The sequence below is a fragment of the Ignavibacteria bacterium genome, from assembly GCA_017303675.1.
In the GTDB taxonomy this organism is placed as follows: domain Bacteria; phylum Bacteroidota; class Ignavibacteria; order Tepidaquicellales; family OLB5; genus OLB5.
Window position 1 is genome coordinate 1,448,453 of the sequence record JAFLBX010000001.1, and the last position, 14,207, is coordinate 1,462,659.

General features: G+C 35.7%; 11 protein-coding genes and 1 pseudogene. 7 read left to right on the top strand and 5 right to left on the bottom strand.

Annotation, left to right across the window (positions count from 1 at the left end; all coding sequences use genetic code 11):
- Position 1 precedes the first annotated feature (1 nt).
- A complete protein-coding gene (locus tag J0M37_06490; GenBank protein MBN8584730.1) occupies positions 2-304 on the bottom strand; it encodes a hypothetical protein in 303 nt (100 codons plus the stop codon).
- A gap of 122 nt (positions 305-426) precedes the next feature.
- Here J0M37_06490 and J0M37_06495 point away from each other — a divergent pair, with 122 nt between their 5' ends.
- The 3 genes and pseudogenes from J0M37_06495 to J0M37_06505 all read left to right on the top strand — a co-directional run bounded on the left by J0M37_06495 (position 427) and on the right by J0M37_06505 (position 3,457).
- On the top strand, positions 427-996 hold the full coding sequence (locus J0M37_06495; protein MBN8584731.1) for an NAD(P)H-dependent oxidoreductase: 570 nt from the start codon (positions 427-429) through the stop codon (positions 994-996).
- Between the two features lie 14 nt (positions 997-1,010).
- Positions 1,011-2,081 carry a hypothetical protein gene (locus J0M37_06500; GenBank protein MBN8584732.1) on the top strand — a complete coding sequence of 357 codons (1,071 nt, stop codon included), beginning with the start codon at positions 1,011-1,013 and terminating at the stop codon, positions 2,079-2,081.
- Positions 2,081-3,457, top strand: a pseudogene (locus J0M37_06505) (FAD-dependent oxidoreductase). Before J0M37_06500 ends, J0M37_06505 begins: the two are co-directional and overlap by 1 nt.
- Positions 3,458-3,459: 2 nt before the next feature.
- On the opposite strand, the gene J0M37_06510 reads toward J0M37_06505, so the two are convergent.
- A complete protein-coding gene (locus tag J0M37_06510; protein ID MBN8584733.1) occupies positions 3,460-4,392 on the bottom strand; it encodes a hypothetical protein in 933 nt (310 codons plus the stop codon).
- A 64-nt stretch (positions 4,393-4,456) separates the two neighbouring features.
- On the opposite strand from J0M37_06510, the gene J0M37_06515 reads away from it, so the two are divergent.
- Positions 4,457-4,870 carry an arsenate reductase ArsC gene (locus J0M37_06515; protein MBN8584734.1) on the top strand — a complete coding sequence of 138 codons (414 nt, stop codon included), beginning with the start codon at positions 4,457-4,459 and terminating at the stop codon, positions 4,868-4,870.
- Between the two features lie 16 nt (positions 4,871-4,886).
- Here J0M37_06515 and J0M37_06520 read toward each other — a convergent pair whose 3' ends face one another.
- Together J0M37_06520 and J0M37_06525 are read right to left on the bottom strand one after the other, a co-directional pair.
- Positions 4,887-7,430 (bottom strand): PAS domain S-box protein, encoded by a 2,544-nt coding sequence (locus J0M37_06520; GenBank protein ID MBN8584735.1) that lies wholly within the window; start codon positions 7,428-7,430, stop codon positions 4,887-4,889.
- A gap of 141 nt (positions 7,431-7,571) precedes the next feature.
- A complete protein-coding gene (locus J0M37_06525; GenBank protein ID MBN8584736.1) occupies positions 7,572-8,360 on the bottom strand; it encodes an energy transducer TonB in 789 nt (262 codons plus the stop codon).
- A gap of 148 nt (positions 8,361-8,508) precedes the next feature.
- Between J0M37_06525 and J0M37_06530 the strand changes: the two genes are divergently transcribed.
- Together J0M37_06530 and J0M37_06535 are read left to right on the top strand one after the other, a co-directional pair.
- Positions 8,509-9,444: an SdiA-regulated domain-containing protein gene (locus J0M37_06530; GenBank protein ID MBN8584737.1), complete on the top strand. Its 936-nt coding sequence runs from the start codon at positions 8,509-8,511 to the stop codon at positions 9,442-9,444.
- Between the two features lie 147 nt (positions 9,445-9,591).
- Positions 9,592-12,213, top strand: coding sequence for a BamA/TamA family outer membrane protein (locus J0M37_06535; GenBank protein ID MBN8584738.1), 2,622 nt, complete (start codon positions 9,592-9,594; stop codon positions 12,211-12,213).
- A 1-nt stretch (position 12,214) separates the two neighbouring features.
- On the opposite strand, the gene J0M37_06540 is transcribed toward J0M37_06535, so the two are convergent.
- Positions 12,215-13,078: a phosphatase PAP2 family protein gene (locus J0M37_06540; GenBank protein MBN8584739.1), complete on the bottom strand. Its 864-nt coding sequence runs from the start codon at positions 13,076-13,078 to the stop codon at positions 12,215-12,217.
- 80 nt (positions 13,079-13,158) lie between these two features.
- Here J0M37_06540 and J0M37_06545 point away from each other — a divergent pair, with 80 nt between their 5' ends.
- The gene (locus tag J0M37_06545) at positions 13,159-14,205 is read left to right on the top strand and encodes an adenylate/guanylate cyclase domain-containing protein (GenBank protein MBN8584740.1); all 1,047 of its coding nucleotides are present in this window, start codon (positions 13,159-13,161) and stop codon (positions 14,203-14,205) included.
- Positions 14,206-14,207 lie beyond the last annotated feature (2 nt).

Genomic DNA, 14,207 nt, shown 5'->3' on the forward strand with positions numbered 1-14,207 from the left:
ATCAGGCGTAGTTATTTACCTGGAATGCCTCGTATTCTTCAATGCTTATTTCTATCTTTTTCTTAAGCTGCAAATAAACAACTTCCACATTATCTCCAAGGTACCACTCTTTACTTTTCTTAATTTTAAAATTCTTCATTATATCTGAATCAAGTATGCTCTTAACTTTGCTTAAATCATCAGGATTATGAATAATTATTCCCCTGATCTGGCATTTACCTGTAAATAAAAAATAGTCAACTTTAAAATTGATCGAAATATTCTGTAAGGCCACAATTGCCTTTTTTAACTGTTCATTTGTCATAATTACAAAAATACTTAATTAAAACCTAAATTTAAAGAGTATTTTACCTGCCGGTTTTATTAAAAATATTTATTTGAGTGACTAATTTCTTAATTTTTCGTTTATTATAATTGGAAATTCCAATGAAAAAAATCAACATTGTATGTCTGGGCGGCAGTATGGAAAAGAGCTCATCAACTCTGGCTGTACTGAATTATGCTGCTGAAAACCTGAAAAAACTGGGAGCTAACGTTTATGTTGCAGATATCAGGTCATTAGCCCTGCCTTTATTCAGCTATAAAACATTAATGACTATCAAGAACAGAAATTTCCTGCGGTTAATTGGTAAAATCAAAGAGGCAGACGGTTTTTTGTTTGCTTCACCAGAATACCACGGAACAGTTAGCTCTGCATTTAAAAATGTCATAGATTACCTTGAGGTTCTGGCTGAAGAAAATCCTCCTTATCTGAGCTTAAAGCCTGTAGGTTGTATTTCATTGGGAGGGGCTGAAAATGCCGGTTACGCTACATTAAATACTATGGTAAACATTGTGCATAACCTCAGAGGGGTTGCAGCGCCAAACAGCCTTGCTATCGGTTACGGGAGCTCATTGTTTGATAAAAACGGAAATCTCAAAAATGAACCTGTTATTAAAAGGCTTAAAAGGCTTACAAATGAATTATACATTTTAGCAGAAAGATTAAGAAATTAATTATTGAAGTCATAATGAAAGATATGTATACCAGAAAGAGGATTTTCATCAGTTTGATTCCGCTGGCACTTTTTTTAATTTTTGCGTGCGGGGCTTTTTGGCAAAATAAAACCGAAAATGTTCAAAAAAAGGATTCAGTTGAAAAGATTCAGAAAACAGAAACCACTGGGACTTCTGAAACATCTGATGATAAAACACAGGCAATTGATACAGTAAAGATAGGCGCATATATATTTTCACTGTATGACCTGGACTTTCCGGGAAATAAGCTGAATGCAGATTTTTACCTTTGGTATAATACTACAAAAGACAGCATGGGTCTGCTTGAAAACCTTGAAATAATTAACGCTACTGAGCTGAATAAATCATATGAAATGAATGAAAAAAGAGGCAGCATTTTTTTTCATTCAGTACGGATAAATACAAAAATTAAAGAAGAATGGGACGTGACAAACTTTCCGTTCGATAAACAGGTAATAGAAATAAAGATCGAGGACTTTGATAAAGATAATACAAAAATGATCTTTGTTGCAGATACTGCAGCAAGCAAAATTGATAAAGATGTTCATCTTGACGGATGGAAAATTAAAAACTTTGGAATAAAGATAGATGACCATACTTATGAAACAAATTACGGCGATCCGGATATTCCGCTTAATGAATATTCTTCTTTTTCAAGGGCAACTCTCCATTTTACTCTTGAACGTGAAGGCAAAGGACTTTTCTTCAAATTATTTATTGGACTCTTTATTTCTGTGTTAATTTCACTTTTAACCTTCTTCATTAATCCGCTTGATCTTGACCCGAGATTCGGGCTCTCAGTGGGAGCGATCTTTGCGGCTATAGCTAGCCAATATGTTATTACATCTACACTTCCGCAGAATGAAAGGCTGACTCTTGTAGATATTCTGCATGATATCTCCTTTATCTATATTTTTGTATGTATTTTAATTTCTACAATTTCACTTCATTACATGAAGCTTGGAAAAGAAAAACAATCGCAAAAGCTTGACAGGATCAGTTTCTTTGTTTTCGCTTCTACTTATCTTATTTTGATAATTTATTTCGTTGGTAAAGCAATTTAATTTTTAAATAAATGAAAACAACAAGAAGAGATTTTCTTAAAACAACTGCCGTTCTTGCAGCAGGTGCAGCTATTATTCCGCCTGTATTCAGCATAAATAAAGGTGTAAAGCCTAAGGTTGTAATTATCGGGGCAGGGTTCGCCGGACTTTCAGCTGCTTACCGCCTTAAGCAAAAAGGCTGTGAAGTTACAGTACTTGAAAGCAGGGGGCGTGTTGGGGGCAGGGTTTTTTCGCATCCTATAGATACCGACGAAAATCTAGTGATCGAGCTTGGGGCAGAATGGGTTGGAGCTTCTCATGAAAGAATGATAACAATGTGCAAAGAGTTCGGGCTTGAGCTGCAAAATAACCAGTTTGAATCTCATTTAACTTATGCCGGGGAGTATTTCCCAAAAGGAAAGTGGGATTATTCTTCAGACTGGAAAGCAAAATTCAATAAACTGATCAATGATTATGCTAACTTCCGGGAAGAAGATAAAAAAAGACTTGATAAAATAGATTGGTGGAGATATTTGGTAAATAACGGAATCACAGAACGCGACCTGGAGATACGTGACCTACTTGATAGTACCGATTTTGGTGAATGTATCAGGCATGTATCAGCATATGCAGCAATTGCTGAATATGCTGAATCAAGCGAAAAGAACGAAATGGATTTTAAAATAAAAGGCGGCAACAGCATGTTCTCAAAATCTTTGGCTGAAAGAATAGGTGCTGAAAATATAAAGCTGAAACATAAAGTTACTGAAATAAACCAGGCTGACGGAAAAGTAGATGTGAAATGTGATAACGGAACAGTTTTTTCGGGTGATAATCTTATTTGTACAATTCCAACTTATTCTATGATGAATATTTCGTGGAAACCGGGACTCCCTGAAGAAAAGATCAATGCTATAAATGAGCTTCAATATGCAAGAATAAGCAAGCATGCAGTTTTGTTCAGTGAAAGATTCTGGAAAGATGAAGACTTTGATATGGTTACAGATATTTACGGACATTATTTCTACCATGCTACAAAGAACCAGCCCGGAGTAAAAGGCGCGCTTATTTCTTATACTATAGGAGATAAAGCTGATGTAATTGCAAGACAGAATGATGAATTTAAAGCTGATGTGATTAATAATTCCCTAAGACAGGCTTTTGGAGATGTGAAAAATAAAATTCTTACACAATTAAATTATTATTGGGGAAAAGATGAATTTACCAAAGGCGGATATGCATTATACGGAACAGGACAATGGTTCACAGTTATGCCGGTATTAAAAAAGAAATTTATGAGTACTTATTTTGCAGGCGAGCATATTGCAGATTGGCAGGGATTCATGGAAGGTGCAATTGTTACCGGCGAAGAAGCGGCAGATGAGATAGCCGGCTGAACTTACTGTTTAAAACTTTTTATGTAGTCAAGTAATTCTGCATCCAGTATCTTTATAGATTTACCTGTAACTTCTTCAAGCTGGCTTATACCGGTATTATCTTTGCTGTATTTATCCCTGAATGTTCTATAATATTTTTCTAAAAGCCCTGCTTCCTGAAGCATCATCAGCAGGTACCTTGATTGCGCGTAATAATAAGATGTGCGTTTACCATAAAGCTCTTCATCATTGGTTTCCATCAAATGTTTTAAGCCGGTATATGTATCTTCATTTAAAGCTCTTCTAAGCGGCAGTATTCTCCAGCTGAACTCACCTATAAGGTTACCGTTTTTAAATAAAGATTTTTCGTTTAGCGAAGCAAAACCTTCATCAAACCATGAAGGCGCATCAGGAAAATCAGACCTGATAAAACGATGCGTTATTTCATGTAAAATACTTCCTTTCCAGTTAACATACCTGATTACAATAACATTTTTGGATATCTTGTAGAAGCCGTAAGGAGAGATATCATTTTCTGCAATATCGTAATTATCCAGAACGAATTTTTTGTAATTATCATACTGTTCAAAAAGATAAACAGGTGTAACTTCACCAGGGACATCATTTACATAGTTGTAGGTCATGGCGTCTATTGTATATCTCACATCAGTATCAATAAGCCTGTAGGTTAATTCATCATTCATATCAGAAAAAATAACAAATTGCCTGAATTTTGTGACGGACATTCCTTGCGGAATTTGCCCGGAATGTAAATTTATAACAGAACTGTAATCAAGCTCAGGATATACTTCTTCAATTTCAGAAAGGCTTTTTTTGACGTCAATTCTGGAGTCAGTTGAATCAAATTTATCCGGTTTGAGGTCAGATCTTTGATTACCGCATCCCAGTAAAATTGATAAAATTATAAATAGTATTATTATTAAGCTTTTTGCCATTAATTCCTGGTTTGAAAATATAACAATTAACTCTCATATTTAATTTCAATATAATTTTAACTAAATGAAAGCTAAAATACTGGTTTTATGCACCGGCAATTCATGCCGCTCACAAATGGCTGAGGGAATATTGAAAGTGATGTACCCTGATTTTGAGATATTTTCAGCGGGTACAAGGCCTGAGAAAAATGTGAATCCTTATGCAATAGAAGTAATGAAAGAAATTGGAATAGATATTTCAGGGCATTACCCAAAAAATGCCGATCAATTTAAAGGGATGGATTTTGAATACGTTATCACAGTATGTGATAATGCTAAAGAAATATGTCCGGTGTTTACAGGTAATGTAAAACACAGGCTGCACAAAGGTTTTGAAGATCCGTTCAATGCAACCGGAAGTGATGATGAGAAAAAGGCGGTTTACAGAAAAGTCAGGGATGAAATTAAGAGTGCTTTTAAAGATTTATTCAAAGATTAAAATTTTTAAGATATCACTAAAACGTTATTTTGAATGTTGTACCTGCAGTATTTTCCATAGAAATTGTACCGTCTATTTGACCTACAAGAGTGTTAACAAGCTGCAAGCCTAGTGATTTGGTTTTTCTGTAATCAAGCTCTTTAGGGAAGCCGATACCGTTATCACTCAGGATAATTTCGTATTTCCCTTCATTTTTTCCAAATGAAATATTTATTTTACCTTTGTTATTTCCCGGGAATGCGTATTTAAGCGAATTTGATATCAGCTCATTAAGAATTAAACCGCACGGAATAGCAAGATCTATGCTTAGGTTTATATCAACAGCGTCAATTACTACCCCGATATCCCCCTGCCTTGATTTAAATACATGGAATAAATGTTCAGTAAGCTGTTTTAAATACTCTGAAAAATCAACCTCGGAAAAATCTTTTGACTGGTATAATTTTTGATGCACCAATGCCATTGAGCGTATCCTGTTCTGGCTGTCTACAAGCAGATCCAAAGATCTTTCATCTTTAACGTAACTGGATTGCAGCTTAAGCAGGCTTGAAACAACCTGAAGGTTATTTTTTACTCTGTGGTGGATCTCCTTTAATAGCAGTTCTTTTTCTTTTAATGAACGGCTTATGTTTTGTTCTGCGATCTTCCTTTCGGTAATATCGATAAGAATTCCTGATAAATATGATTCTTTTTCATTCACTTTGACCCTGAACATATGATCTTCTATCCAAATAAATTCACCGTTTTTCTTTTTTACCCTGAATTCCATGTTCAGAATTCCGTCATCGTGGTTTTTATGCCAGTTGCTTAGTGCTTTTTTTACAGCAGGCAGGTCTTCTTCGTACATTATACTTCCGAAGAAATATTTGTTTTCCAGTACTTCAGCCGGCGAATAGCCTATCATATCCCAAATATTATCAGATATAAAATCTTTACCAAGTCCTGATTGATAAATTACCACTTTTGGAAGGTTCTTAAGAATAGCTGAAAGCTTAGTCTCTGTTTCAAGCATTTTCAGCTGTGTTTTTTTCTGCTCTGTAATATCTATCATGATACCGGAATAATAAGGTTTACCGCTTACCGGTCTTACTTCAAACATGTGATCTTCCAGCCAAACTACTTCGTTATTTTTATTCCGGACCCTAATTTCGTTGCTAACAACACCTGCAGCTCCCAGTTTCTTCCATTCTGCTACTTTATTATCGTATGCAACAATATCATCTTCAAGCATTAATTCACTGAATAATGAATCATTTTCCATAAATTTTTCAGCAGGGTAACCAAGGATATCCATTATATTTTCTGATACAAAGTTTACATTATCCCCGTATTCATAAATTGTTACATTTGGCAGATTATTCAGTACAGCAGTTAGCCTTGCCTGGGTTTGCGCAAGCTTTTTTTCAGCTTCAATTCTGTCAGTTATATCCACAACCTGTGCTATCTGCTGAAATGGCTTGCCTGAAGTATCCCTTAAAACATTCAGTCTCAGCTCAACATAAATAATATTGCCGTTTTTATGAATATATCTTTTTTCGAAATGAAAGTTAGAGCTATCCCCGTTTAATGCTTTATTGAAATAATTATCATCTATCATTATATCATCTGGATGCGTAATATCTTCAAATGTCATTGTCAAAAGCTCTTTTTTAGAATATCCTGTGATATCGCAGTATGCTTTATTTACCTTTAAAAAACTTTTGCTCAGGTCAGTTAAAGCCATGCCAATCGGGGCATTATCAAAAATAGACTGCAGCTGCTGCTCACTTTCTTTAAGCGCAACTTCTGCTCTTTTACGGGCAGTTATATCCCTGCCGACTGTCTGGTATTCAGAAATATTACCCTCATTATCAAGTATAGCAGTATCTGTCCATCTTAGCCAGCGGATTTCTCCATCAGGCCTTATAACGCGGTGTGTGAACTGCCCAACAGTATTATTTTTATCAAGTGAAACAAAAAACTTCGAAAAGCGTTCTAGATCTTCTACAGGCATTTGCGGAATGTATCTTTTCCCAATCAGCTCTTCACGGGTTTTATGAAAATAATTACAGTATACATCATTAACATATGTAAAGGTTCCGTCCGGCTTCCACCTGGTTATCATTTCTGTTTGCTGTTCTACAAGGGTTTTATAGCGTTCTTTGTTTTCCAGAAGCTCCTGTTCGGTCTGCTTCCTGTCTGTCATATCAATTAATACACCGAAGAGCGATACCGGAATATTATTTTCATATGAAATTGAAACAATATCTTTGAACCATTTAACATTTCCGTTTGAAGCAATTACCCTGTATTCAAACTCATGGTCTTTGTTCTGCGATATGTGATATTTACTGAATTCAGAAGCCCAGCTCATGTCATCATGATGAAGATGTTCATACCAAAATCCGGGTTTGAACCAGTCATTTTTCGGGTAACCCAGAATTGATTCTGCCATTCTGCTGATATAAGTAAATCTTCTTAAAGTCAGATCAAAAACATATGTGATAACATTCAGTCCTTCGATCAGCTCCCTGAAACGGTCTTTTACTATTATATTATGATTGTTATCTGTATAGTTCAAAATATTGAATTACTCATTTTCGATTTATTAAAATATGAAATAAAATAAATAATGTAATTAACGTATATAGGGGATAAAAAAAAATCTTAAACTTATATATTATATAAGCTTAAGATTTAAATTTACTTTGTGTTATTCCGGTTAGTTCAGTTTGAAGCTAAATGGCACGTTTACCCAAACCTTTACCGGTTTATTGCTTTGCAAGCCGGGGGTAAACTGCAGCTGTCTTGCTTTATCTTTAACTTCATCATGGAATACTTCCGGTCCGCTTAAGCTGCCAAGCTTTATTACATTACCGTCGGGTCCGACAAGAACTTTTACAGTTACTTTTCCCTGTATTCCTGTTTCAACAGCAAGCTCAGGGTAGTTCATTTCAGAACGTACCTGCGTTAAGTTTATACATTCCGGTGCAACATCAACTTCACTTATGCCATATACATCTTTTGGCGGATCCTTTACAACATCTTTCACCCTGTCATCAATCTTTACGTCATCTATTTTTATATTATTATTTGAAGCTATAATAATAGTATCGCCTGTTCTTGATGTTGTTGTATTTATATTATTAAGCTCATCCTGTGTTTTCAACACTACGTCATCAGCATCTGATTTCTTTACCGGCTGCGGCTCCAGCGAAGAAAGGTCTTTTACTTTTTGAACAACCTCCTCTTTTACAGGGGGTATTTCCGTTTCTTCAACAGGCGGAGGAGTGAAATCAACATCTGTGATAATTATAGGCGTTTTAGGATTATATGGGATATCCTTAGCTTTTGATTGATTTATATAAGCCAGCAGCATATAAGCAGCTATCAATGCAACATGGATTGTTACTGCTACAATAAAGCCTTTCAGGGTATATCCCTGGTGGAGCTTTTTAAGCTCCGGTGCTCCGTACTTATCGTTGTTTATGAGTGTTATTGTGTCGTACATAACTTCCTCCTTATTAAGGCTGCTTTATTCCAGCCTTTAAAAGTTATACTTTCTGTATTTCTTAATGTTCCTGAATATTACAGCTTGAAAAATCAGTAAGCTGAGTATTGTTGAAATCATTATTTATTATTCATATTTTGCATAGAATATGAAAAGTAATTTATTCAAAATACTGGCCTTTTTTACGGTTTTAGCAATATTTTCAGCATCAGGCTGCGGTTCAAAAAAACCTCCTAAAGAAAAAGAAAATAACAAAGAGAAATCTTCGGATATTCAGCAAAAATCCAATGATAAAACCTCATCAGGTAAAAGCAGCCTGGGTGATTACAGCTTTTCTTCGGAAGAGCCTGAGCGTATAAGTCTTCCCTCTGAGCTGATTGAAGTTTCAGGGATAACTTTTACCGGCGATAACAGGTTATTTGCTCATGGTGATGAAGACGGTGATATTTATGAAATAGACCCTGCAACAGGCAAGCTGATCAAAAATTTTTCAATAGGCAGCTTTTTAACTGTCAAAGGAGATTTTGAAGATATTGCATTTGCCCGTGGAAAATTTTATTTGGTTGAATCAAAGGGTAAAATTTATGAATTTCCTGAAGGAAGCAGTGGTGAGCTGGTAAAGTTCAATACTTACAAAACCTTTCTAACCGAAAAAAACGATGTAGAAGGCCTGTGTTTTGATAATGAAACAAATTCATTGTTATTGGCATGCAAAGGCTCAGGCGGAAAAGAATACGGCAAAGATAAAACAGTATATACATTTTCATTTGATAATATGGAACTGGATCCCGCTCCGCGTTTTATAATTTCAGGTAAAGATATAAAAAATAACAGTGCTGAAGGAAAGTTTAACCCTTCAGGGATCTCGAAAAATCCTATTAGCGGTACTTTTTTTATCATCGCAGCCAGCGGAAATACAATACTTGAAGTCTCAAAAACAGGAGAGGTACTCGATCAGGCAGACCTGCCTGAAAAAGTTCACATTCAGGCTGAAGGAATTGCTTTTAAAAGTGACGGTACACTATATATCAGTAATGAAGGAAGAGGTAAACAGGCTTATATCATAATTTATAAAATGAATTAATATTTATTTCCCGGCTGTTCAGCATAATATCCATTTTTTTCAATTTGATTACCAGCTTTCATCCAAAAATCCGGAGGCCAAATGTGTTTTTATAAGAAGCAGTTATTAATCCTTATATTATTTATTTATTTTTTAATTCCATATTTCATGTACTCTCAAACGCCCACTGAGTGGTTTTCAGGGTATAAAACAATTACCCCGGGGAAGGAATATGAAGCAGGAGCTATCCATGAATTATTTTTTGGCTCACACTGGCGAGAAGTTTGGATAACACCTGTGAAGGCGGGTATTGTTGACCTTTCTAAATATGGCGGCGGATTAACCCCTACTGAAAAGGGCGGCGGACTTCAGACAAAAGCTTTGAAATTCAAAGGCAATGACGGCAAAGAATACAAATTCAGATCTTTGAATAAAGATCCTAAAAAAACCCTTCCTTTAGAGCTTCAGGAATCCATTGCTAAAGATGTGATCCAGGATCAGATTAGTTCATCAAATCCATATGCAGGTTTTGTTGTTAATCCTATACTTGATGCAGCTGGAGTTTTTCATTCTGAATATACCCTTGTTGTTTTACCGGATGACCCGCTGCTTGGTGAATTCAGGAAAGAGTTCAGCGGCTTACCCGGTATTATGGAAATTGTGCCTGATGAAGCTCAGTTTGAAGGTTCTGATAAAGTTATTGGTACTGTAAAGCTGCTGGATAGGCTCAACAAAGAATTTGATGAATCCGTTGACAGCAGGTCATTTTTAAAAGCAAGGCTGCTTGATATTTTCTTGGGTGATTGGGACAGGCACAAAGACCAATGGAAATGGATTCGGTATGATAACGGTGATAAAAAAACATATGTACCGTTTCCAATGGATAGAGACCAGGCATTTTCAAAGTTTGACGGTTTATTGCCTTTCATTGCGGAGCAAAATGTACCACAGCTGAATAATTTTGGATACAGTTTCCCAAAACTGCGGTATATGACATGGAGCGGGAGATACCTTGATCAAAGGTTTTTAAGTTTCCTGACTAAAGATACCTGGGATGAAGTTACAAATGATGTGCTTGGAAAATTAACCGATGATGTTATAAAAAATGCTGTGAAACAGCTGCCGCCTGAAGTATATAATATTGCTAAAGATGAGATTATTTCTAAGCTTATATCCCGGAGAGATAATCTCAAAGAAGCTTCCGGTGATTATTATGAACTGGTAAATTCCGTTGTAGATATCTTTCTTACTGATAAGGATGATTTCATCAGGGTGGGATTTAACCCCGTTACAAACACTTTCGATTACGGTAAAGAACAAGAGGATTTCACTGAGATAACAATTTTTAAAGGAAAGGAAAGCAGCGAAGGTATTCTGGATAAAAGTGAAATTATCAAACAGAAAAGATTCAGCAATGAGCTGACAGAAGAGATAAGGATCTATATGCAGGATGGAGATGATGAATCCGTAATTACCGGGAAATCTGATTATGCGCCAAAAATAAGGATTATTGGGGGAGATGGCAGGGATATTGTAAAAAATTCAACCGGTGAAAATATACTTTTTTATGATGACGGAAAAAAATCTGAAACCAGCGGTAATGTATCTGAGGATAACAGTAAATATGTACCTGAATATGAAAAAATGGAAAAATATTTAAAAAGCAATAAAGACCGGATTTCAAAAGATGAAAGAAAAAAATATGAAGAGAAAATTGCTAATCTAAAATATGATCCTGTAAATCCTCCTGATAAATTCAATATGTCAAGTTTTATCCCGTTATTTTTATATAACCCGGATATTGGTCCCTTATTTGGCGGAACTTACAGTTATCGCAAATATGGTTTCAGGATGGATCCGTATTTATATAAACTTAACTTTACTGCAGGTTACGCGCCTAAAAAAAAGAGCCTGACCGGTTTAGTGGCAGATCTGGATTTCGACTTTAACGGAATATTAAAGAATGCAACCGTTAATTTTCATTTCAGAAAGTCCGGGCTTGAAATAAATAATTACTTTGGGCAGGGGAATAATTCTTTATTCAATAATAATGAATATGAAAGTAATCAATACGAGGTTATTCATGAGGAGTTTACTTTGGATCCATCTGTTACCTGGCCCGGAAACAGTATTTTGAATTACAGGGCTGGTATTACTTATAAAAATTTTGATGTCAAACAAAGTGATACTATTGATTATACATTAACCGGTGTAACAACATCACCCGTAAATCTCATGGGCTTTAATGCCGGTATTACCCTTGATGCCCGGGATCATAGAACAGCCCCCTTCAAGGGATATTTCTTACAGGTAAACGGAGCTTACTTTCCCGGATTGTTTGAGAAAAATTATAGTTTTGGCAGGGTATCTGGCGACCTGAGGGGATATTTGGGATATAAGCAAAATATATCTCTTGGCATCAGGCTATGGGGAGAAAAAATTATCGGAGATTATCCGTTTTTTGAATCAGCTTTTTTGGGAGGTTCCCGGCTCTTGAGAGGATTTGCAGGAGAAAGATTTGCCGGTGATGGTGCTTTATTGGGTTCTGCAGAGCTGAGACTAAAGCTGTTTGATATGAATATTCTTTTACCTGAAACTGTAGGGATTTTTACATTTGCTGAATCAGGAAGGGTTTTTGTAAAAGGGGAATCATCCAATTTATGGCATACAAGCTATGGTGCCGGAATTTTTATGTTTTTACTAAACCGGGATATTACATTCAGGTTCACCGCTGCAAGATCTAAAGAAAGACAAAAGGTATTTTATTTCGGAACCGGGTTTTCATTCTAAGCTAAAATCCGTAAACAATATTTATACCGTTTATAGTGGGAGAAAAAGAGAAACCCCCGCCTTTTTTCAGCTTTTGTTTTTCATGCTTTTCCCTCTCACGCTCCCTGCTTAATACAAACATTGAAGAACCAAAACCCAAAGCTGCGCCAAAAAATACATCGCTGAACCAATGCTTATCGTAATGCAGCCTGGCATAACCTGTTAGCGCTGCAAAGGAATATAATATACCCCTGGCCCACCATGTATCAATCTGTTCGGCAAGTATTGTAGAAGTGGCAAATGCTACCACAGTATGCCCCGAAGGAAAAGATTGTGTATCACCGGCAGAATTGAACCATGAAAATTCATACTGGCTGCCCGATGAACTGAAAGGACGGTGTCTTCCAGTTGCGTATCTTAATGCCATCGTTAGTGTACCTGAATAAACCAGTGACTGGATCAGCATTCTGCCCGTTTTTCTTAATTCACTTTCCCTTGCCAGCAGGCCGAATGTGTACATTGCTCCCCCTAAAATACTGGGATATTGTACGTAACCGTAAAAAGTCGGCCCATCCAGAAAATTTCCGGCGTATTTTTCAGGTCCGGGAACAGAAAATTCTTTTCGAATTTCGTCATCAAGCGGTGATACCAGTGCTGTTGTGCCGATAACTGCAGATGTATAAATTAAATTTTTGCTGCTTGTGAACGGAGCAGCGTAAAATGCTCCCCAGTCAATAGCGAAATATTTCAGATCATAACCAAGATCTTTAATAATAGTGGATTTTGAGTGTTTTAAAGAGTTTTTTTTAAGTGTAACAGTCGAATCTGAATAAGAAACATAATTTATCGCTAATAAGAAAAATAGACAACCGGCTAATTGTTTCATTAATTTACTGAATTAATATTATCATAAATTATTTATAAATTAACGGGTTTTAAGAACTAAGACAAGTATATAATCAATCTATGTCATTTAAAAAAAATACAGCGGTCAAGCTTAAAAATATTTTATACGTGACATTTTTCGGCGGAATTATTGGTACTTTGTTTACCTGTATTGCTTTCGGGTTTGATATCGAGCGGGCAATTAAAGGTTTTATTGCAGGTATAATGATCACTTCACTTAGTGCATATTTTGAAACTTTTATTTTTAAAGGAAAATTAAAAAAGCTCAGATTCTCAATAATTTTACTGTTGCGGTCATTGACTTATATTACAATAATTTCATTTTCAGTGCTTCTGGTTTGGATAGTTCATGAATCTATGTTAAACAGCAGGGGATTAATTGCGACAATATTAACTGATGATTTCAGGAAATTTATTACAGGGGTTTTTCCGTTTATTTTTTTATTCGCCTTTTCTTTCAGCTTTTTAATGAATTTTCTTATCCAAATTAATGACCTGCTGGGCAAAGGTGTGCTTTTAAGCTATATAACTGGTAAATATCACAAACCGAAGATGGAAGAAAGGTTCTTTATGTTCCTTGATCTTGAATCTTCAACAACTATTGCTGAAACTATAGGTCCGCTGAAATATCATGAATTCATGAACAGCTATTTTTTTGATATAAACGATCCGATCATAGAATCTAAAGGTGAAATTTATCAATATGTTGGTGATGAAGTGGTTATCAGCTGGAAAAAAAGCAGCGGCATCAAGAATCTAAACTGTATAAAGTGTTATTTTGATATTAAAAGGAAAATAGATTCACTGCAGGATAAATATATTAAAGATTTCGGTTTGATACCCGGGTTTAAAGGTGGTATACATTATGGCGAAGTTGTTATCGGTGAAGTTGGTGATTCACGCAAAGAAATAGTATTTCACGGTGATGTTATGAATACTGCTTCGCGTATCCAGGGACAGGCTAAGGTGTTTAACCGGCAGCTGCTGATCTCAGAAGATGCCTTAAAATATCTGAATCTAAGGGATGTTTATAAATCTGCTGATCTTGGTATTTTTAAGCTGAAAGGTAAAGAAACAGAAACAGTTATTTATGATATTACTGAATAATA